19 protein-coding genes are annotated in these 20966 nt (G+C 72.4%); 16 read left to right on the plus strand and 3 right to left on the minus strand.

The features are described from left to right. The first annotated feature begins 22 nt into the window (after nt 1-22). The 10 genes from map (at nt 23) to truA (ending at nt 6697) form a co-directional block, all read left to right on the plus strand. Complete coding sequence (gene map, locus HHX35_RS09405) at nt 23-853, plus strand: type I methionyl aminopeptidase (RefSeq protein ID WP_182898493.1); 831 nt, start codon at nt 23-25, stop codon at nt 851-853. A 69-nt stretch (nt 854-922) separates the two neighbouring features. Continuing rightward, nucleotides 923-1372: a DUF1707 domain-containing protein gene (locus HHX35_RS09410; RefSeq protein WP_182898494.1), complete on the plus strand. Its 450-nt coding sequence runs from the start codon at nt 923-925 to the stop codon at nt 1370-1372. A gap of 420 nt (nt 1373-1792) precedes the next feature. Further along, nucleotides 1793-2014 (plus strand): translation initiation factor IF-1, encoded by a 222-nt coding sequence (infA, locus tag HHX35_RS09415; RefSeq protein WP_030508344.1) that lies wholly within the window; start codon nt 1793-1795, stop codon nt 2012-2014. Nucleotides 2015-2059: 45 nt separating this feature from the next. Then, nucleotides 2060-2173 (plus strand): 50S ribosomal protein L36, encoded by a 114-nt coding sequence (rpmJ, locus tag HHX35_RS09420; RefSeq protein ID WP_003956441.1) that lies wholly within the window; start codon nt 2060-2062, stop codon nt 2171-2173. A 225-nt stretch (nt 2174-2398) separates the two neighbouring features. Continuing rightward, entirely contained in the window at nt 2399-2779 is a 381-nt protein-coding gene (gene rpsM / locus HHX35_RS09425; protein ID WP_139573651.1) for a 30S ribosomal protein S13, read from the plus strand. A gap of 36 nt (nt 2780-2815) precedes the next feature. After that, nucleotides 2816-3220 (plus strand): 30S ribosomal protein S11, encoded by a 405-nt coding sequence (gene rpsK / locus HHX35_RS09430; protein WP_020542285.1) that lies wholly within the window; start codon nt 2816-2818, stop codon nt 3218-3220. A gap of 20 nt (nt 3221-3240) precedes the next feature. Beyond that, complete coding sequence (gene rpsD / locus HHX35_RS09435) at nt 3241-3867, plus strand: 30S ribosomal protein S4 (RefSeq protein ID WP_139573650.1); 627 nt, start codon at nt 3241-3243, stop codon at nt 3865-3867. A 155-nt stretch (nt 3868-4022) separates the two neighbouring features. Continuing rightward, entirely contained in the window at nt 4023-5039 is a 1017-nt protein-coding gene (locus HHX35_RS09440) for a DNA-directed RNA polymerase subunit alpha (RefSeq protein WP_139573649.1), read from the plus strand. 148 nt (nt 5040-5187) lie between these two features. Further along, a complete protein-coding gene (gene rplQ, locus HHX35_RS09445) occupies nt 5188-5712 on the plus strand; it encodes a 50S ribosomal protein L17 (protein WP_182898495.1) in 525 nt (174 codons plus the stop codon). A gap of 94 nt (nt 5713-5806) precedes the next feature. Beyond that, nucleotides 5807-6697 carry a tRNA pseudouridine(38-40) synthase TruA gene (gene truA, locus HHX35_RS09450; RefSeq protein ID WP_182898496.1) on the plus strand — a complete coding sequence of 297 codons (891 nt, stop codon included), beginning with the start codon at nt 5807-5809 and terminating at the stop codon, nt 6695-6697. A 135-nt stretch (nt 6698-6832) separates the two neighbouring features. Here truA and HHX35_RS09455 read toward each other — a convergent pair whose 3' ends face one another. The 3 genes from HHX35_RS09455 to HHX35_RS09465 all read right to left on the minus strand — a co-directional run bounded on the left by HHX35_RS09455 (nt 6833) and on the right by HHX35_RS09465 (nt 12586). Continuing rightward, entirely contained in the window at nt 6833-10540 is a 3708-nt protein-coding gene (locus HHX35_RS09455) for a hypothetical protein (protein WP_182898497.1), read from the minus strand. Between the two features lie 106 nt (nt 10541-10646). Next, a complete protein-coding gene (locus tag HHX35_RS09460) occupies nt 10647-11819 on the minus strand; it encodes a hypothetical protein (RefSeq protein WP_182898498.1) in 1173 nt (390 codons plus the stop codon). A 41-nt stretch (nt 11820-11860) separates the two neighbouring features. Then, entirely contained in the window at nt 11861-12586 is a 726-nt protein-coding gene (locus HHX35_RS09465; protein ID WP_182898499.1) for a CAP domain-containing protein, read from the minus strand. A gap of 337 nt (nt 12587-12923) precedes the next feature. Between HHX35_RS09465 and rplM the strand changes: the two genes are divergently transcribed. The 6 genes from rplM (at nt 12924) to HHX35_RS09495 (ending at nt 20925) form a co-directional block, all read left to right on the plus strand. Next, entirely contained in the window at nt 12924-13367 is a 444-nt protein-coding gene (gene rplM, locus HHX35_RS09470) for a 50S ribosomal protein L13 (RefSeq protein WP_139573643.1), read from the plus strand. Between the two features lie 30 nt (nt 13368-13397). Continuing rightward, nucleotides 13398-13919 carry a 30S ribosomal protein S9 gene (gene rpsI / locus HHX35_RS09475; RefSeq protein ID WP_139573642.1) on the plus strand — a complete coding sequence of 174 codons (522 nt, stop codon included), beginning with the start codon at nt 13398-13400 and terminating at the stop codon, nt 13917-13919. Further along, entirely contained in the window at nt 13919-15304 is a 1386-nt protein-coding gene (gene glmM, locus HHX35_RS09480) for a phosphoglucosamine mutase (RefSeq protein WP_182898500.1), read from the plus strand. Before rpsI ends, glmM begins: the two co-directional genes overlap by 1 nt. 105 nt (nt 15305-15409) lie before the next feature. Continuing rightward, nucleotides 15410-18187, plus strand: a complete 2778-nt coding sequence (locus HHX35_RS09485) for a LuxR family transcriptional regulator (protein WP_182898501.1) — start codon at nt 15410-15412, stop codon at nt 18185-18187. Nucleotides 18188-18265: 78 nt separating this feature from the next. Next, a complete protein-coding gene (locus HHX35_RS09490) occupies nt 18266-20275 on the plus strand; it encodes an ATP-binding protein (protein ID WP_182898502.1) in 2010 nt (669 codons plus the stop codon). Continuing rightward, complete coding sequence (locus HHX35_RS09495) at nt 20272-20925, plus strand: response regulator transcription factor (RefSeq protein ID WP_259404945.1); 654 nt, start codon at nt 20272-20274, stop codon at nt 20923-20925. The genes HHX35_RS09490 and HHX35_RS09495 overlap by 4 nt, the downstream gene beginning before the upstream one ends. Nucleotides 20926-20966: the final 41 nt, after the last annotated feature.

The following is a 20966-nucleotide window of genomic DNA, read 5'->3' on the forward strand; positions in this document are numbered from 1 at the left end:
ATTTCGGGAGGGGGTGCGTTACGTGTTCAAAAAGAATCGGCACGGAATTCAGATCAAGAGCGCCGAGCAGCTGGAGAAGATGCGTGCGGCCGGCCTGGTCGTCGGCCGGACGCTGGAACTGCTCCGGACGTCGGTCAGGCCAGGGATGACGCCGCTCGACCTCGACGCCATCGCCGAAGAGGCGATCCGGGGCGAGGGCGCGATCCCGTCGTTCAAGGGCTACCAGGGCTTCCCCGCCACGATCTGCGCTTCCGTGAACGACGAGGTCGTCCACGGCATCCCCACCGACCGCCGCCCGCTCCGCGAGGGCGACATCATCTCGATCGACTGCGGCGCGATCCTCGACGGGTGGCACGGCGACTCGGCGATCACCGTCGGAATCGGCGAGGTCGACCCCGCGCTGACCGAGCTCATGCGGGTGACCGAGGAGGCCATGTGGCGCGGCATCGCCGCCCTGCGGGTCGGCGGGCACCTGTCCGACATCGGCCACCAGGTCGAGCAGTACGTGCGCTCTCAGGGCCGCTACGGCATCCCCCAGGAGTACGGGGGGCACGGCATCGGCACCGAGATGCACATGGACCCCTGGGTGGCCAACCACGGCCGGCCGGGGCGCGGCCCCCGGTTCGAGGTCGGCATGTGCTTCGCGATCGAGCCGATGGTGAACCTCGGCACCGACCGCACCAAGGTGCTGGCCGACGACTGGACGGTCGTGACGCTCGACGGCCGCGCCTCCGCGCATTTCGAGCACAGCGTCGCGGTGACGGAGAACGGCCCCCTGGTTCTCACGGCGCTCGACGGCGGAGCCTCCCGTTTCCCCGGCGTCGGTGCGGAGGCGGGGGAGAGCGCCTCCTGAGCCGGCGCGCCCGTTCCGGCGGCGCGTGAACAATAATGGTCGTATCGCTCGAATGACCGGGAGATGGTGATGGCGGCAGCGCCGGAGATGCGGGCCTCCGACGGCGACCGTGACCGGGTCGCCGCGGCCCTGCGCGAGCACGTGGCCGAGGGCAGGCTCACCATCGACGAGTTCAACGAGCGGCTTGAGCAGGTCTACCAGAGCCGTACGTACGGGGAACTGGCCAGGCTCACCTCCGACCTGCCCGAGATCGATCTGCACCGGCTGCCCGCCGCCAGCGAGTCCGTACGACGGCCGCACCCCGCCCGGCGTGACGAGAAGCCGCGGGGCAGCCTGAAGGGCGCATGGTCCGCCTGGGCGGCCGCCAGCGCCGTGAGCTGGATGATCTGGCTCCTCACCATGGTCACTTCGAGCCATATGATCCCTCCCTGGCCGATGTGGGTCATGGGCCCCTGGGGCGTCATCCTCCTCATCAACACGATTTCCGGCAGGGGTGGACAGTCCCGGCGCGACACCTGAGCGTTCTTTACCGGGGGGCCGCTGTCGTGGGAGCCGCGGGCGGGTAGGTGCCCGGTGTCGCGACGTACGGCCCCGCTCGGGCCGTGCCCCCGCGGTGATCAGGCCGCACCCACCCGCCCCGGCATTTCGGCGGTGCCGGGCGGGCGGGTGCGGCGGCTTCCCCCGGAATCGGCCCGAGGAACGGCCGGCGCCGAATTGGCCGGATGCCCCCGTGGGGGGTACCCTGTGATCTGGTTGTGTCGGGACCCCTGCCGTCGTTTCGCAATTCGGCCCGGGTTGCCGTACACTCCTTTGTCGGTTCACTATGACCTTTGCGCCTAGGCGGCCTCGCTGGTCGCCGCTCTCTGGAAGCGCCCCGAAGGTCGCGGCTGCTTAGTGTTCCGAAACCTCAGACGATCCGATCAGTGAAACGCGAGGGCCATGGCCAAGAAAGACGGCGCCATCGAGATTGAGGGCACTGTTATTGAGTCGCTCCCGAATGCCATGTTCCGGGTGCAACTCGACAACGGCCACAAGGTCCTGGCCCACATCAGCGGGCGGATGCGGATGCACTACATCAGGATCCTGCCCGACGACCGGGTTGTCGTGGAGTTGAGCCCCTACGACCTGAGTCGTGGGCGGATCGTCTACCGGTACAAGTAGCCCCCCCGTCAACGGGACGGGCCGTATGCGGAACGAATAAGGACTATGAAGGTCAAGCCGAGCGTCAAGAAGATCTGCGACAAGTGCAAGGTGATTCGCCGGCACGGTCGCGTCATGGTGATCTGCGACAACCTGCGCCACAAGCAGCGCCAGGGCTGAGCCCAGCTCTCAGTACGTCGCCACCGGGCCCCTGCTGAGTCCGTCCCTGCGGCGGGCTCGACCCGCGTGAGGGCCCGGAACAACGAAATCGCGTGACACACCCGCGCAGGCGGCGAAAGCCGTACCACGCGGGAGACCCCCGGTCGGAGGCCGGGGCCCTCGCCCGGGCATGGGAGGGGAAGTGTCGCGCAAGACCTCCGCCACACTGAAGGAGAATGCCCGACCATGGCTCGCCTGGTTGGCGTCGACCTCCCCCGCGACAAGCGGCTGGAGATCGCTCTCACCTACGTTTTCGGAATCGGCCGCACCCGCGCCAAGGAGATCCTTGACGCGACCGGTATCAGCCCCGACCTGCGCGTCCACCAGCTCACGGACGCCGAGCTCGTCCCGATGCGTGACTACATCGAGGCGAACTACAAGATCGAGGGTGACCTCCGGCGCGAGATTCAGGCCGACATCCGACGCAAGATCGAGATCGGCTGCTACCAGGGCATCCGGCACCGCAAGGGGCTGCCTGTCCACGGTCAGCGGACGCAGACGAACGCGCGCACCCGCAAGGGTAAGAAGAAGACCGTCGCCGGCAAGAAGAAGCCGGGCAAGAAGTAGTCCTTAGCAGCCACATTTCCAGGAGTTAGCGCTTCAATGCCGCCGAAGAGCCGCCAGGGCGCACCGAAGAAGGTGCGCCGCAAGGAAAAGAAGAACGTCGCTCACGGGCACGCCCACATCAAGAGCACGTTCAACAACACGATCGTTTCGATCACCGACCCGAACGGGAACGTGATCTCCTGGGCCAGCGCCGGCCACGTCGGGTTCAAGGGCTCCCGCAAGTCCACCCCGTTCGCCGCGCAGATGGCTGCCGAGAACGCCGCCCGTCGTGCCATGGAGCACGGCATGCGCAAGGTCGACGTCTTCGTCAAGGGCCCCGGCTCCGGCCGTGAGACCGCGATCCGTTCGCTGCAGGCGACCGGTCTCGAGGTCGGGTCCATCCAGGACGTGACCCCGGTCCCGCACAACGGCTGCCGTCCGCCCAAGCGCCGTCGCGTCTGAGCTCAGGAGAGTAGAAAGAAATGGCTCGTTACACGGGTCCGGACTGCAAGCTCTGCCGCCGTGAGAAGACCAAGCTCTTCCTCAAGGGCAAGAAGTGCGAGTCCGCCAAGTGCCCCATCGAGATCCGCCCGTACCCGCCGGGTGAGCACGGCCGCGGCCGTCCGAAGGAGTCGGAGTACCAGCTCCAGCTTCGTGAGAAGCAGAAGACCCGCCGCATCTACGGCGTCCTCGAGAAGCAGTTCCACAACTACTACGAGGAAGCCAACCGCAAGGCCGGCAAGACGGGTGAGAACCTGCTCCAGATCCTGGAGAGCCGTCTCGACAACGTGGTCTACCGCGCCGGCTTCGCCGAGTCGCGTGACGCGGCCCGCCAGCAGGTGCGCCACGGCCACTTCCTCGTGAACGGCAAGAAGGTCGACATCCCGTCGTACCGCGTGCGCGAGCACGACATCATCGAGGTCCGCGAGAAGTCGCGCAACCTGCTTCCGTACGAGGTGGCCCGCGCGAGCGCCGGCGACAAGACCGTCCCGGCCTGGCTGGGCGTCTCCACCGAGAACATGCGCATCCTCGTGCACCAGCTCCCGGTCCGCCAGCAGATCGACACGCTGGTCCAGGAGCAGCTGATCGTCGAGCTCTACTCCAAGTAGTAGGGCCCGGGCAGTTCATGACGCCGTGCGGCCGGTACACTCCCGGCCGTACGGCATCATGGTTGTAGGCGAGCGGCGTCAAATAGCGGGCGTCGCCGTAACCCAGGGACTCCTCGTCCACCGTGACGGGGCCGTCCCGGATCCAGGAGATCCTGATGCTCATCGCACAGCGCCCGAGCCTCCAGGAGGAGTCGCTCGAGGAGCACCGGTCCAGGTTCATCATCGAGCCGCTCGAGCCGGGCTTCGGTTACACCATCGGCAACTCGGTGCGGCGTACGCTGCTGTCCTCCATCCCGGGGGCGGCGGTCACCAGCATCCGCATCGAGGGCGTGCTCCACGAGTTCTCGACCGTGCCGGGGGTCAAGGAAGACGTCACCGACATCATCCTGAACCTCAAGTCGCTGGTCGTCTCCTCCGAGCACGACGAGCCCGTGGTGATGTACCTGCGCAAGCAGGGCCCGGGTGAGGTCACCGCCGCCGACATCGCGCCTCCGGCCGGTGTCGAGGTGCACAACCCCGACCTGCACATCGCCACGCTGAACGGCAAGGCGAAGCTGGAGATGGAGCTGACCGTCGAGCGCGGCCGCGGCTACGTCTCCGCTGCCCAGAACAAGCAGCCTGGCCAGGAGATCGGCCGGATTCCGATCGACTCGATCTACTCTCCGGTCCTCAAGGTCACCTACAAGGTCGAGGCCACCCGTGTCGAGCAGCGCACGGACTTCGACCGCCTGATCCTCGACGTCGAGACCAAGCCGTCCATGAAGCCCCGCGACGCGGTGGCCTCGGCCGGCAAGACCCTGGTCGAGCTGTTCGGCCTGGCCCGTGAGCTCAACGTCGAGGCCGAGGGCATCGACATCGGCCCGTCGCCGACGGACGCGGCTCTCGCGGCCGACCTGGCGCTGCCGATCGAGGAGCTCAACCTCACCGTCCGTTCGTACAACTGCCTCAAGCGCGAGGGCATCCACACCGTGGGTGAGCTCGTCGCCCGCAGCGAGCAGGACCTGCTGGACATCCGCAACTTCGGCGCCAAGTCGATCGAAGAGGTCAAGCAGAAGCTGCACGAGATGGGCCTGGCTCTCAAGGACTCCCCGCCCGGGTTCGACCCCTCCGCCGTCGCCGGCGGCGGGTACGACGACGAGGACGGCGGGTTCATCGAGACCGAGCAGTACTGATCGCCCGTCTTCCAGCAGCGGCACCACCGTCTCGTGCCGCCCGTCGAGGGCGGCATGAGGCGGCGATGACAAGTCACGACCGGTACGCCGGTCGGCCCGACCCCGGTACCTGACACGGCCGGAGCGGGTTATCCATGAGGAGCATGAAATGCCCAAGCCCACCAAGGGCGCCCGCCTCGGCGGCAGCCCGGCCCACGAGCGGCTGATCCTGGCGAACCTCGCCACCTCGCTGTTCCAGAACGGCCGGATCACCACCACCGAGGCCAAGGCCAGGCGTCTCCGCCCGCTCGCGGAGAAGCTGATCACCAAGGCGAAGAAGGGCGACATCCACAACCGTCGCCAGGTGCTGACGGTCGTCCGCGACAAGGGCGTCGTCCACCACCTCTTCACCGAGATCGCCCCGACGTACGCCGAGCGTCCCGGTGGCTACACCCGGATCACCAAGCTCGGCCCGCGCAAGGGCGACGCCGCTCCGATGGCGGTCATCGAGCTGGTCACCGAGCAGCTGAACCCGGTCAGGGTCTCCCGCACGGCTCAGGCCGCGCCCGCCGCCGAGGCCGCTCCGGCCGAGGTCGAGGAGACGCCGGCCGCGCAGGACGAGGCCGCCGAGACGGCGGAGGCTCCCGAGGCCGCCGCCGAGCCGACTGAGGGTGACAAGAAGGACGAGGCCTGATCCCAGGCTCTGTGAGCGGGCTCAGTTTCCCTTCCGGGGATGCTGGGCCCGCTCTTCGTTTGTGCACCGTACGAGGCACCGTACGAGGGATGGCGTGGAGCGAGAACTGCGGCTGAGGCTGGACCTGGGTTACGACGGCACGGACTTCTCGGGCTGGGCGCGCCAGCCGGGACGGCGCACCGTGCAGGGGGAGATCGAGGACGCGCTGGGCCGCATCCTGCGCCTGGACGCCCCGCCGTCGCTCACCGTCGCGGGCCGCACCGACGCCGGTGTCCACGCGAGGGGGCAGGTGGCGCACGTCGACCTCCCGTTCGCCGCGCTGGCCGCCGCCTCGTCCGGGCGTGCCCCCGTCCCCGAGGATCCGGAACAGGCGTGGGGGGAGCGCGGCGCTGAGTGGCTCGCTGCGCTGACGAGGCGGCTGGCGGGGGTGCTGCCCCTCGACGTGCGGGTGCACGCCGTCAGCGTCGCGCCCGAGGGCTTCGACGCCCGGTTCTCCGCGCTGTCGCGCCGCTACGGCTACCGCGTCGGCGACGCCCCCGGCGGGGTGGACCCGCTGCGGCGGCGTGAGGTGCTGTGGTACGCCCGGCCGCTGGACGTGAACCTGCTGAACGCGGCGGCCGCCCGCCTGCTGGGCGAGCACGACTTCGCCGCCTTCTGCCGCAGACGCGAGGGCGCGACCACGATCCGTGAGCTGCAGCGGCTCGACTGGGTCAGGGACGAGGACGGGATCCTCCTCGCGACCGTGGTCGCCGACGCCTTCTGTCACTCGATGGTCCGGGCGCTGGTCGGCTCGCTGCTGACCGTGGGGGAGGGCAGGCGGCCCGTCGAGTGGCCCGCCGAGGTGCTGGCGACAGCGGTACGGGACTCGGGTGTGCACGTCGCGCCCGCGCACGGTCTCACGCTTGAGGAGGTGCGCTACCCCGAGCCGGAGGAACTGGCGCGGCGGGCCGCCGCCACCCGCCGCGTGCGCACACTGAGCACGTGACCCCTGCGCACGTGACCCCTGCGCACGTGACCCCTGCGCACCTGAGCCTTGCGCACCTGCTCCGACGCCCCCTGCTCCGATCGCCGGGGCCGGGGCGGCGCGTGGTCCCCGTGTGGGAGCCACGCGCCGGGATCGTCAGCGTGAGGCGCGCTTCTCGATCACCTTCGCCATGTTGTCGCGGAAGGCGCCGCTGATCGGCGCGAGGTTCTTGTCGTTCGCGTCCGGCGTGTGCCCGTCGGCGTAGGTGGCGTAGCTGAACACGATGTAGCGTCCCCACACCATGCCGGCGGCGTAGCCGCCGGAGATCGACACCTTGTCCGCTCGGCTCGCCTTGTCGCCGTCGAGGCCGCGGAACCAGACGTTCGCGCCGAGATCCTTGGCCTGGTCCACGGCGAGGGCCTCGGTCTTGCCGGGCAGCACGGCGATGCCCGTGGTCACCGCGTACTGGCGCTTGCCGTCCACGTAGGTCGCCCTGAGCACCCTGCGGCACTGCTGCTCGCTGAGGGCCTGCGCGAACGCGCCCGCCGCCGCCTTCCCGCAGTCGTCGGTCACGTCGACCTTGACCCGGCGGTACGTCGTGCCCGCCAGCGTCACCTTCTCGTCCGGGAACGCCTCTCCCGGCTTCAGGGTCTTGGGGTCGGTCTGCTCCGAGTCGAGGATGACGGAGGAGACCGTGGAACTCGGCTGCGGCTCGGCTGAGGGGGGCGCCGTGGTGGCCGCCGGCGTACGGGCGGCCTGATCACCGTCAGGCTCGCCGGAGTACGCGAAGTAGGCCGCGGTGCCGATCGCCCCCACGACGACCACCGCACCGGCGGCCATCAGGATCCGCTTGACCTTCCCGCCGGAGGGGGGAGGGCTGGTGGGGCCCAGCGTCGCCGGGAGGTTGCCCTCCTGGGAGGGGGCGGAGGGGTTCGGCCCGAATCCGGGTGGAGGCGTCGGCTTGCCCGCCTTGGCCGGTGTCACCGGCGTGAACGCGAACGGGGTCTCACCGGTCGGCTGCGAGGGCGAACCGGTCGTGGGAGAGGTTGTCGCCATCTGTCCTGAATTGGGGTCGGGGGAGACCGCCCCGGTGACGCCGTCGCTCGTGGACGGGCCCGGGGGCGGCGTGTCGGATGACGCCGCACTCGGGGGCGCGGCGGATGGCGGGACATCCGAGGGGGACGTCGCGGACGGCGACTGGAACGGGGACTGAGACGCGGTCTGACCCTGTGTCTCGTCCTGTCTCCCCAGCGGTGTCCCGGACGGTGCGCTGTCCTGCGCCTGACCAGGCGCGATCGGTGTCTGCGTGGGCGCTTGGAACGGCTCCTCGGGCTGCGGCGGGAGCAGCGGCTGCGTCGTCCTGTCGTAGGCCGGGTGCTGCGGTTCGCCGTGCGGAGTGCTCTGTGAGCTGTGCGGGGTGCTCTGTTCGGAGTGCGCGAGGGCCTGGCCGGGTTCGTACGGTGCGCCGGGCACAGGGAACCCCTCGATCGGGGTCACCGAATGGGCCATCTCGGTCTCGAAGCCCTCGGGCGGCCCGGCGTGACCCGGAGCGGCAGGGTACGACGCCGGCGCGTCCGGTGAGGGGATGCTCCCCGCGGGAGCGTCCTGTCCGGAAGCGCCCGGCGCGGGCTCGCCGGCGGGTGCGCCCGTCTGTCCTGATCCTTCGGCGGGCGAACCACCGTCGGCAGGCACATCGGCGTGATGCGCCGCGTCCGCGGGCGGGCCGGTGTGGCCGGGCACAGTGGTGTGGCCGGACACAGTGCTGTGGTCGGGCGCGGTGCCGTGCTCGGGCGAAGTGGTGTGGCCGGGCGTGCCGGTGGGAGTGGGCGCGTCGCCGGGCGCGCCGCCTGACTCGGTCGTGCCCGCCCGGTCACCGGGCGGGCCCTCGGCTGCCCGCGCCGAGCCGGGCTCGTCCTGGTAGGCGTTCGTCGGGGGCCAGGAGGTGCCCGCCGGCATCTCCCCCTGCGGGTACGGCTCGCCGGGCAGCCGCGGCGGCCACACGGGCACGTCGCCGGGCTCCCCGGGGCGGACCGCCTCCGGGGACACGGCTCCCTGTGCGTACATCTCCGGCTGGCCGGCCGGGAATTCCGGGCCGGGCTGCGGCACGTACTGGGGGCCGTACTGCGGTGGGGCGGCGGGTGGATACCCCTGGTGGGGCGCCGGCGCCTGGGGCCAGGCCTCTCCGCCGGACGGCTGCCCCGCGGCGGGGGCGGGCCCCCACTCGGGGAACGTCGGCACGCCGGGCGCCGTCTCGCCGGGCTGGGCGGCCCAGGGACCACCGGTGTCCTGCTGATCCGGCCCGTACGAGGCCGGCGCCGCGGGAGGGCCGCCGGGCTGCGACCAGGCAGGGGGCCCGGCCGGGCCCTGCCACGCCCCGCCGTGAGATCCATCGTCGTACGGCGAGGGGGACGCGCCGAAGGCGCCGGGCGCGGCCGGTTCGCCGCCTGGCGGGGCCGGCCACGGGCCAGGGCCGGAGTCGCCTGTTCCGGCCTGAGCGGGGCCCTGCGGCCACTGCGACTCGTGGCCCGGGTGGGGCCAGGAGGTGACGCCGCCGTGCTGGGGGCCTGTCTGGACACCGTGCTGGGGGCCTGTCTGGACACCGTGCTGGGGGCCGTGCTGGGGGCCGGGCTGTGCGCCGGGCTGGGGGCCTGTCTGTGCGCCGGGATCGCCGACGGGGGCGGGCCACATGTGCGGCGCTCCCGCTTCCGCAGAGGGGGGCTGCTGCTGCCACGGCTGCGGGGCCGAGCCCGGAGGCGGTGGCTCCCAGGCCGGCGTTCCGGGGCCATGCGAAGGCCACGGCTGCGCTCCCGTGTCGGCCGGCGGCTGCCACGCGGGGTTGGGCCCGTCCGCGGGCGGCTGCCATGCCGCCGGGTCCGCACCCCCGGCGGGCGGCTGCCAGGGGTGCGTTCCGGGGCCGTACGCGGGCTGCTGAGAGCCGGGCGGCGGGGGAGTCTGGGGGTACGCGGGGCCACCCGCGCTCTGTGCGGGTTGCCAGGGCGGCTGCGCGGGCTGCCAGGACGGCGCGTCCGGGCCCGGGGGGTGCTCCCAGCGCACGGCGTTCGGGTCGGCCGGAGGCTGCCACGAGTGGACTGCCTGACCCTCGGGCTGCATCGAGGGCGCGCCCGGGCCCGGGGCGGGCGGGCGTGGATCGACGTGCTCCGCCGGAGGCTGCCACGGAGGCGTGGCCGGCGCCGGGGGCTGCCACGCGGGCGGGCCGTATCCGGGATGTCCCTGTGCGCCGTGGCCGGGCTGCTGCTGGTCGCCGTGGCCGGTCGGCTGCCACGAGTGGATGCCCTGGCCCTCGGGCTGCGGCCAGGAGGGCGTGCCCGCGCCGTACGCGGGCTGCGGAGGCACGGCTCCGTGACCGGCTCCGTGACCGACTCCGGGGCCGACTCCGTGGCCGGCGCCGGGCTGCGGCTCACCGGGCGCGGGCAGGCCGAGGGCCTCGTCGCCGGGGCGGCGCGGCGCGGGAAGGCCCCCGGCTTCCTCCGATGCTCCGGCATTCCCGGGCACGGCGGCGTTTCCCGCCACGCCGGGGGCGGCGGGCGGAGGGCCGTACGCCGGAACGGCCCTGAACCTGTTCGTGCTCTCCGGGTCGTCATCGGGCCGTTCCGGTGCCCCGAGACCGCCAGGAGGGCCGTACCTCGTCGGGTGGGGCACGGCCGGAAGCCGGTCCGCCGCACCGGCGGCGTCCGGGGCCCAGGCCGTGCCGTCGTCCGCCGGAGGCTGCCCGAACCCGGGCGGCGGGGTCTGGCCGAAGCTCGGAGGTGGCGTCGGAGGTGTCGCCGAGCCCTCGGCGTCCGCCTCGCGGCGGGCCCACGCCGTTTCGTGTTCGTGCTCGGAACCGGAATCCTTGCCACGCATAGCCGGAAGCGTAACGGCGCGGGCGCGATCGGCGTGCCCCTATGGGCGTTTCGGTCCGAGCCGCCCCGGGTCGCCCACCGGCTTTCACCTCAGTGAACGCCTGGCCTCAGCTGGGGCCACCGTTCAGCGAACGGGTGTCGAGGGCAGGGAAAACAGTCGCGTCGGTGACGTCCACCGCGGTCTGGTAGAGCCGTTTCAGCTCGTTCTTGGCTGGTTTGTGGCCGTCCTTGAACTGGAACCAGAGCAGCACCGCATAGTGGCCGTGGGTCCAGCCGCCCGCGTACGCCTCGCCGGTGCCGAGGTGCTTGGTGGCCTCGTCCTTGCCCGGCAGCGGCTTGAGGTAGTCCTTGCGCTCGCCGCCGCCGCCGGCGGAGGCGACCTTCTTGGCCGTGGCGGAGGTTTTGAGGTTGGCGACGCCCACGGTGCCGATGACCGTGCCCTTGGAGTCCGCGAAGCTCGCCCGCAGCAGTTGCGTGCATCCGCCCGCCTTGAGCGCCTTGGTGATTTTGTCGCCGGTGACGCCGTCCGCGCACTTTTTCTCCTTACGGAACGCCGTGCGGACGTACGAACGTTTGTTCTTGACGAATTTGCCCTTGGGGAACAGCTCCCGCAGCGACAGCGGGCTTTTGTCGGTCGTCCGTGAGGCGGTGTAGCCGAACTTGCCGGGGGGCCCCTCGGAGACGAGCTGTGTGGGGCGGGTGGTGGGCGTCGGGGCGGCGACCGGCGGCTTCTCGTTGCGCGCGGCGTACCACAGGCCGGTGAACAGCGCCCCGATGAGGGCCAGCAGGGCGAGGCCGAGGGCCCACGGGCGACGCCACAGAGGTCCCTTCGCGTCCGGATCCCACACGGGCTCCGGCGGCGGAGGCACCGGCGACGCCGTCGGCTGCCGCCGCACGTCCCAGTCGCCGCCCGCCTGACCGCCGGGCGGGGACGCGTACGGGCCCGACGCGAGCTCCTCGACCCGGTGGGGGCTCTCCTGCTCGTACGGCCCGCGTCCGGTGTACGGCTGCTGCTCGGGTTGCTGCGGGTAGGGCTGCTGCGAGTGGGGCTGCTGCGGGTAGGGCTGGTAGGGCGCCTGCTCGCGTTCGTACGGCGATTGCTCGCGGGCGTACGGCGACTGCTCGCGCTGGTACGGCGGCTGCCCCCCGCCGTAGGGCGGCGCGTCGCGACGGCCTGCGAGGGGAGAGTCGTCCCCGCCGGAGTACGGCGGCAGGTCCCGCCTGCGGGGATCGGGGGGATGATGCGGCGGAGGTGGTTGCTGGTCGCCGGGATAACCCATGGCGCTGAGATTAGTCGGCTATCTGGACAGATGAGGAAGCGTCAGGAATACCCGAAGTCCTCGGTCCACCACGGGCCGCCCTCGCCCGTGCTCACGCCGACCCCGGTCGCGACCAGGCGGCAGTCGAGCAGCGTGGCGCGGTCGCTCTGCCCGGCCATCCAGCCGCGTACGACCGCCTCGGCGGTCTGGTAGCCCCTGGCGATCGTCTCGGCCCCGCCGTCGGAGTAGCCCGCCGCGCCCATGCGGTCCCAGGGGGAGGCGCCCCCGGGGGAGCTGTGCCGGAACAGCCTGCTCGACGCCATCTCGTCCGAGTGCGCGCGGGCGGACTCCACGAGGCGGGGGTCCACGCGCAGGGGCCGGCAGCCGTGCCTGCGGCGTTCGGCGTTGACCAGGCGCACGACCTCGGCCTCCATCGAGGCGGACCGCATCGAGTCGGCGTCGTACGTGTCGTCGCCGCCGTCCGTCCCGGGCGTGAGAACGGTGTGCCGCGAGCCGCTGTCGGAGCCGTCGATCAGCGTGGAGGGCGGCCTTTCCTTCCGGGGCCGGCGCTGCGGCACCTGCCGGGGGACGACCGGAGCCACGGTGCGCAGCACGTGGTCGAGGGTGGGCCGGTCGCGCGGCACCGCGCCCGCCGCGCTGACGCTCGGCGACGCGGACGGCTCCGACTTGCGCAGATAGACGTCGTCGACCTCGCTCGACCTGGTGCTCATCCTGCCGATCACGACACCGGTGAGCAGGATGGCCACGGCGCACGCCAGCAGACCCATCTGAGTCCCCCGTAAGGGGCCACGGAAGGTGTGTTTTTTGTGAGGGGTCTGCCACATACCGCAGTCAAATATAGAGATCTGCGCCATGGGGAAGAAGAGGCGAATGGGTATGGATTTGATGAACGTTCAAATGAGTCGTTCCAATGCCCCGCGCCCCTCGCCGTTTTGACCAGGCGCCATCGCGTCGGTAGTCTGCTAGTTCGTTGTGTGTGGATCGGTCTGTCCGCAGACCGGTGCACGGCGCGTCCGGCGTCTTCTCCCGTACATGTGGAGACGGAGGTTGTCGCCGTGCCTGCGCAACCTACCGAGAGTTCACATTCCGACAGAAGGCACTGCCGTGCGCACGTTCTCACCGAAGCCCAACGACGTCGAACGTCAGTGGTACGTCATCGACGCGACCGACGTCGTACTCGGCCGGCTGGCCAGCCAGGTGGCGACCCTGCTCCGCGGGAAGCACAAGCCGATCTTCGCCCCGCATGTCGACACGGGTGACTTCGTCATCGTCATCAACGCCGAGAAGATCGCCCTGAGCGGCAACAAGCTCGAGCAGAAGAAGGCGTACCGCCACTCGGGTTACCCCGGCGGTCTGCGTGCCGTCAGCTACGGCGAGCTCATGGAGAAGCGTCCGGACCGGGCCGTGGAGAAGGCCGTCCGCGGCATGCTTCCCAAGAACGCCCTGGGCCGCAAGATGGCCAAGAAGCTCAAGGTCTACGCCGGCACCGAGCACCCGCACCAGGCCCAGCAGCCGGTGCCCTTCCAGATCACCCAGATCGCCCAGTAATCGCGAGCCAGGAAAGTTAAGAGGAGAACCGTGGCCGAGCCCACCGGTATCGAGACGCTCGTCGAGGGCGAGCCGGAAGACTACACCGCGGAGGAGTTCCCCTCCGAGTACACCACCGAGTCGGCCCCGGCCGGCGAGGGCGCCGTGCGCAAGCCCGTCACCACGGGCAACTCGTACGGCACCGGCCGCCGCAAGGAGGCCATCGCCCGTGTCCGCATCGTGCCGGGCACCGGCAAGTGGACGATCAACGGCCGCTCGCTGGACAGCTACTTCCCGAACAAGGTCCACCAGCAGCTGATCAACGAGCCGTTCGTCGTGCTCGGCGCCGAGGACGCGTTCGACGTCATCGCCCGCATCGACGGCGGCGGCGTGACCGGCCAGGCCGGCGCGCTGCGCATGGGCCTGTCCCGCGCGCTCGCCGTTCTGGACGCCGAGGTCAACCGCCCGCCGCTGAAGAAGGCCGGCTTCCTCACCCGTGACGCCCGCGCCACGGAGCGGAAGAAGTACGGCCTCAAGAAGGCCCGCAAGGCTCCTCAGTACAGCAAGCGTTAATGTCGCAGGAGCCCGTAGGCGCCCCCTCTCGGGGGCGCCTCTTCGGCACCGACGGGGTACGTGGGGTCGCCGGGCGCGACCTCACCGCGGAGCTGGCCATGGACCTGTCCGTGGCCGCCGCGCATGTGCTCGGCGACGCCGGGGCGTTCCATGGCAGTGTCGGGCGGCGCGGCCGCCCGATCGCCGTCGTAGGCCGGGACCCGCGGGCTTCAGGAGAGTTCCTGGAGGCCGCCGTGGTCGCCGGCCTCGCGTCGTCCGGCGTGGACGTCCTGCGGCTCGGCGTGCTGCCCACCCCGGCGGTCGCGTACCTGACCAACGCGCTGGGGGCCGACCTCGGCGTCATGCTCTCCGCGTCGCACAACCCCGCGCCGGACAACGGCATCAAGTTCTTCACCCGCGGCGGCTACAAGCTGCCCGACGCGGTGGAGAACGAGATCGAGCAACGGCTCGGGGAGAAGTGGGACCGTCCGGTCGGCTCGTCGGTCGGCCGGGTCCGTGAGGCGTACGGCGAGGCCGATCGATACGTCTCTCACCTGCTGACCACCCTGCCCCACCGGCTCGACGGGCTGCGGGTCGTCGTCGACTGCGCGCACGGCGCGGCGCACATGGTCGCCCCGGAGGCGCTGCTGCGCGCCGGCGCGGCCGTGGAGACCATCGGCGCCGCCCCGGACGGGTTGAACATCAACGACGGCGTGGGCTCGACCCACCTGGCCGCGCTGCGTAAGGCCGTCGTCGAAGGCGGCGCCGACCTGGGCATCGCCTATGACGGCGACGCCGACCGCTGCCTCGCCGTCACCGGCGCGGGCGAGGAGGTCGACGGCGACCAGATCATGGCGATCCTGGCCCTGTCGATGCACGCCGACGGCCGCCTCGCCAAGGACACGGTCGTCGCGACGGTCATGTCCAACCTGGGGTTCAAGCTCGCCCTGCGGGAGGCCGGCCTGTCCGTGGTGGAGACCGCGGTCGGCGACCGGTACGTCCTGGAGGCTATGCAGGACGGCGGCTACACCCTCGGCGGCGAGCAGTCCGGTCACGTGATCATGCTGGATCACGCCACGACCGGGGACGGCCTGCTCACCTCGCTTCACCTGATGGCCGAGGTGGCCCGCCAGGGCCGCTCCCTCGCCGACCTCGCTTCGGTGATGACGAAGCTGCCGCAGGTGCTCGTCAACGTCCGGGATGTGGCGAAGGCGAAGGCGTCCGCCCCCGAACTGCGGGCGGCCGTCGCCGAGGCGGAGGCCGAGCTCGGGGAGACCGGCCGCGTGCTGATCCGCCCGAGCGGCACCGAGCCCATGATCCGGGTCATGGTCGAGGCCGAGTCGCACGACCAGGCCAAGGCCGTGGCGGACCGCCTCGCGGAGGTCGTCCGCACGGTCTGCGGCTGACGCCCCACGCGTCACCACTCCCGAGGACCCCGCCGGGTGCGCGCCCGGCGGGGTTCCCAATTGGAAGCCCTTCTCAATTGCGTAATATGCGCGTAACACTGATGCATGTCTTATTTGACCGGTGTTCGGTCGGGGGCGTTAAGGGGTCGTGACAAGGAGTCGGACGCGCTGCGCGCACTCGTGGACCGGGCCCGGGCCGGTGCGGGCGGATGCCTGCTCCTCCTTGGTGGACCGGGTGCGGGCAAGACCGCGCTGCTCGACCTCGCCGCCGCGCACGCGGCCGCCGGAACCCCGGACGAGCAGGGGTTCCTCATGCTCCGCGCCCAGGGTGCCAGAGGCGAGACCCACCTGCCGTACGCCGGGCTGCACGCCCTGCTCCGCCCGATAGCGGACCGGCTGGACGCGGCCGATTCGGCGTCGGCGGCCGCCTCGACGATGCTCGTCGAGGCGCTGCGGACCGGCACCGGCACGGGTGGCCTGGCGCTGCCCGCCGCGCTGCTGCGGCTCCTGCAGACGGCCGGGCGCCCCGTGCTGGTGTGCGCCGACGACCTTCAGTGGCTCGACGCCCCCAGCCGGGAGGCGATCTGTTTCGTGGCCCGCCGAGCCGTCGCGGCCCCCGTCGCCGTGCTGCTCACCTCCGCGGAGCCCGGGACGGCGCCCGGCGACCTGCCGTCGCTGCCGCTCGACCCGCTCGACGAGCGGGCGTCCCGGCAGGTGCTCGACGACCTGATCCCCGAAGGTGTTCCCGGGGACCTGCGCGCGGCGCTGGTCCGGGCGGCCCGGGGCAACCCGCTCGCGCTGGCCGAACTCGCCGGCTCGCTGACCGACGCCCACCGCGAGGGCTCGGCGCCGCCGCCGGAGACGCCGCCGCGCGGCGGGCGGTTGTGGCGGGCGCACGCCGACCGGCTCCGCGGCCTGCCCGCCGACACCGCCGACCTCGTCCTGCTGGTCGCGGCCGATCCCGGCATCGACGCGGTCACGCTGGTGCGCGCGGCGGAGTCGCGGTCCGGGCTGGCGGCCCTGGAGGCGGCGGAGACCGCGGGCGTCGTCGTCGAGTCGCCGGACGGCGGTTTCGACCTCGCCGACCCGATCCTGCGGCACGTGGCGTACGCCGAGGCGTCCCTTGTCCGGCGGCGGGCCGCCCACCGCCTGCTGGCGAGCCTTCTCGTTGGGGAGCACCAGCGGCTGCGGCGGGCCTGGCACCGCGCCGCCGCCCTCGACGGTCCCCCCGACAGGCTCGCCGAGGACCTCGTACGCGCGCTCGCGGCGGCGCCGAAGGCGGCGGCCTTCCCCGAGCCGTTCCGCGCCCTCGAACGGGCGGCCGAGCTCACCGGGCAGGGCGAGGCCAAGGCCGCACGGCTGGCCGCCGCCGCCCGGCACGCCTGGCAGGCGGGACAGCCGCAGCGGGCGAGGTCGCTGCTGTCCAGGATCGACACGCTCGCGGCCGGCGCCGAGGTGCGCGGCCGCGCCGAACTGGTCAGGGGCAGCCTGGAGCTGCGCGCGGGCAAGACCGACAGCGCCTGCGACACGCTGCTCGCCGCCGCGGAGCGGCTGCTGCACACCGACCGGGAGCAGGCCGTACGCGCGCTGGTCCGGGCGGGCGAGGCGAGCTACCTGGCGGGGGACAACCGCCGGTTCCTGGCGATCGCGCGGCGGGCCGAGACCCTGCGGCGGCCCGACGACGACCACGTCACACGCCTCGCGCTGGAGTATCTCGCCGGCATGGCCGCGACGTTCCGGGGCCGGCACCGCGAGGCGACCACCTCGCTGCGCCGCGTCGCCACCGAGGTGATGGTGCCGCCCTCGGCCGGTAGCCCCTCGGTGCTCGTGTGGGGCGGCGTCGCGAACCTCCTGCTCGGCAACGGCGCCGACGCGCTCACACTGGCCTCCCGGGCGGTCGAGGTGGCGCGCGCCCACGGCGCGGTCGCCAGCATGCCGCAGATGCTGGAGATCCTGATCCAGGCCCAGCTGTGGAGCGGCCGTTACGACGCGGTCGCGGCCAACGCCATGGACGGCCTGCGCCTGGCGCAGGAGACGGGCCGGGCCACCAGCGGCGCCCAGCATCTCGCCTGGCTCGCGTTCACCGCCGCCGTCGCGGGTGACGAGGAGACCTGCGCCCTGCGGGCGGCGCGGGCCGTCGAGCTGGCCGCCGCCCACGGCGTCAGCGTGGCCGAGGCACTCGGCACGCTGGCCCTGGCCCATCTGGACGTCGCGGCGAACCGCCACGCCGACGCGGTGAACCGCCTGCGTACGGTGGCCCGCACCGGCGACCCCCTCGTCGTACGGGTGATGGCGACGCCGCTGCTCGTCGAGAGCGCCGTGCGCACCGGGGACATCGGTCAGGCAGGGGACGCGCTGGTCATGCTGGAGCGCTGGGCCGACAGCACCCGCGACCCCGACCGGCTGGCGCTGGCGGCCCGGTGCCACGCGCTGCTCGCGCCCCCGGCCGAGGCCGCGGAGCGCTTCACACAGGCGCTGGAACTGCACCGCCAGGGGGCGTGCGCGTTCGAGACCGCGCGCACGCGGCTGCTGTACGGCGGCATGCTCCGGCGGTCGCGCCGCCCAAGTGCGGCTCGCGAGCACCTGCACGGCGCCCTGGAGACGTTCGAGCGGTACGGCGCCCGCCTGTGGAGCGAGCACGCCCGCGCGGAGTTGCGCGCGGCCGGGGAGTCGGTGCGGCCCTCGGGTTCCCGCTCCGAGGCCGGCCGGCTGCTCACGGCGCAGCAGTTCCAGATCGCCACCCTCGTGGCGGAGGGCGCGACGAACCGCGAGGTGGCGGCCCGGCTGTTCATCAGCCCGCGCACGGTCGAGCACCACCTGAGGAACATCTTCGCCAGGCTCGGCGTGCGCTCCCGGGTCGAACTGACCCGCATTCTGTCGTGAGCCAGGCCACGGGCTGGCACACCGGCTGCCGCGCCTCTTGACAGGGAGACGGCCGTACGCCCGTCTGTGCTGTCACGCGTGGGATGGTTAGGCTTGCTCGACGTGTGGGGCTGGCTGTTGTGGGTCGTGCCGCTCATCGTGACCGTGGCTCTGTACGGCCTGGCTCTGCGGCGGACGGCAGGGGTGGCCGCCGCGGGTGTCCTGGTCGTGTTGGCGCTGACGGCGGGAACGGCGGGCGTCCTCGGGGAGTCACCCAGGTCCGTCACCGGTGTGACACTGCTGGTCGCCGGCCTCGCCGCGGTCACCTGGGCCCTGGGCAGGGCGCGCAGGCGCGGACGGGCGGCGCGCCGAGCCGTGGCCGTCTTCCGCGCGGCCGCGCCCGATGTGCCGGGAGTGGCCGCCGAGGCCGAGCGGCACCGGCTCGCCGCCGAACTTCACGACACGGCCGCGCACAGACTCACCGGCATCGTGGTCGGCGCCGCCTCCGCCTTGCGTCTCGCCGACCCGGCTCTTGTGGCGGAGGCGGCCCGGTATGCCGCTGAGACCGGCCGCTTGGCCACTCGGGAACTGGAGCGGCTGACCACCAGCGGCGCCGGCGCCGGCTCGGCCGATCTCGCCGACGTGGACGCCTTGGTCGCCACGTGGCCGGAGCCGCGTCTCACCTACCTCAGAACAGCCGGGAGCGCCCCGCCCGAGATCGCCGCCGTCGCATGCCGGGTGGTTCGCGAGGCGCTGACCAACGCCCTGCGGTACGCGCCGGGAGGCGACGTGCGGGTGGGCGTCGACCGTGAGCCCGGCCGTCTCGTCGTCACGATCGTCGACGATCCCGGCGAGCCGGCCGTGGACAACGCGGACGTGGCACGTGGACTGGGGGGTGGATACGGGCTTGCCGGTCTCAGAACGGCGGTGGCCGCCTGTGGAGGGTTCCTGTCTGCGGGCCCGGAAGGCCGGGGATGGGCCGTGCGCGCCGACCTCCCGCTCGCCCTTGACGACTGCCCGGCATCCACCTCGTACGAATGGCGTGGCCGGCAGGCGTCCGACGCCGCGCTTGCGATCCTCGCGGTGGCGCTGTCCATCGGTACGAGCCTGTTGACGACCGACACGCCCGAGAGCCTCCCCGGAGAGGCCGCCCTGCTGGTGCCGCTCTTCTTCGCGCACGCCCTGCCGCTCGGCCTGCGCAGGCGGGCGCCGCTTTTCAGCCTGACGGCGGCGTTGTCGGTCTATCCGGTCCTGCTCGCCGCCGGACTCGCCGGCTGGACGAGGCAGCCCGCAGGGGACGTGTTCCTGTGGTGCCTGTGGGTCGAGCTGGCGCTGCTCTACGCGCTGGGCGCGTACGGCCCTCGCGAACGCCGGCGGTGGGGGGCTCTCGCCACGGCCGCTGTGGGGGCGGTAGGCGGGCTTGCTCTGGCGTGCGGGCCAGGGATCGTGGGAAACCGGGCAGCCGCATGGGCGGTGCTGGCCCTGGGGGTCGCCGTCCCGTCGGCGGCGGCCTGGGCGCTCGGCCTGACAATGAGGTCAAGACGTGCGCGGCGCCGTGCGGCCGTGGCGCGGGAGCGGGATCTGCTCGGCCGCGAGACGGCGACGGTCGTGCTGGCGGAGCGGAACCGGCTGGCGGCGGGCCTGCGCCGTACGGCCCTGCGACATGCCGGAGCCATCGTGGTCGCGGCGGACGCGGGCCGGCTGGACACTGTGCTGGCCGAGGCCAGGGCCGGGCTGGCCGCGCTCAGGGAGTCGCTCGGCGAACTGCGCAGCCGAAGCGGCGACGACCCGCCCCCGACCATCGCCGGAATCGCCCTGCTCGCCGTGCGGCACCAGGGCACCGTCAGGTATGCCGGAGCCCGCCGCGAAGCGTCCCCCAGCGTGGAGGTCGCCGCGTTCAGAGTGGCCGAGTCGATGCTGCGCGGTTGCATACGGGATGAGCGGGAGATCACCGTGACCTGCCGCGCCGACGGCGTCGCGGTCTCGGGGCCTTCCGCCGCCACGGGCGGGGATCGGCGGGTTCGGGCGCTGGCCGACGCGGCCGGGGGCAGCGTCTCCGGCGCCGGGGACGGGATGGTGAGGGTGTGGCTTCCGGAGGTGCTCCCTTGATCAGGGTGATGGTCGCCGACGACCAGGCGGTGGTGCGGGCGGGCATCGCGGCGGTCCTGGACGCCGAACCCGATCTGAGCGTCGTGGGCCAGGCCGCGGATGGGGAGGCCGCCGTGGCGTTGGCCGTGTCGCTGCGGCCCGATGTGGCGCTCATGGACATCCGGATGCCGGGCCTGGACGGGTTGCGGGCGACCGCCCGGATCGGAGCAGAGGCGCCGGGCACGCGGGTGGTGGTGCTGACGACGTTCGGCCTCGACGAGTACGTGTTCTCGGCGCTGAGAGCCGGCGCCAGCGGATTCCTGCTCAAGGATGCCGAGCCGGAGCGGGTCGCCGACGCGGTCCGGGTGGTGGCCTCCGGAGACGCCCTCCTCGATCCGGGGGTCACCCGACGCCTCATCGATCGGTTCGCGTCCGAGCCGGAACCTCGTGACGCCGCCGTCCTCGGCACGCTCACCCGGCGCGAGACCGAGGTGCTGACGCATGTCGCCCGCGGTCTCACCAACGCCGAGATCGGCGAGGTTCTCCGGATCAGCCCCTCGACCGTCAAGGACCACGTCGCGGTGATCCTCGCCAAGCTCGGCGTCCGCGACCGCCTCCAGGCGACCATCGCGGCATACGAGACCGGCCTGATCCGCCCGGGCATGCGCTGACCCCCGCCGTACGGCGGGGGTGACGACGGTTCCGCGGGAGG

The organism is Microbispora sp. H10830 (assembly GCF_014161375.1).
Taxonomy (GTDB): Bacteria; Actinomycetota; Actinomycetes; order Streptosporangiales; family Streptosporangiaceae; genus Microbispora; species Microbispora catharanthi.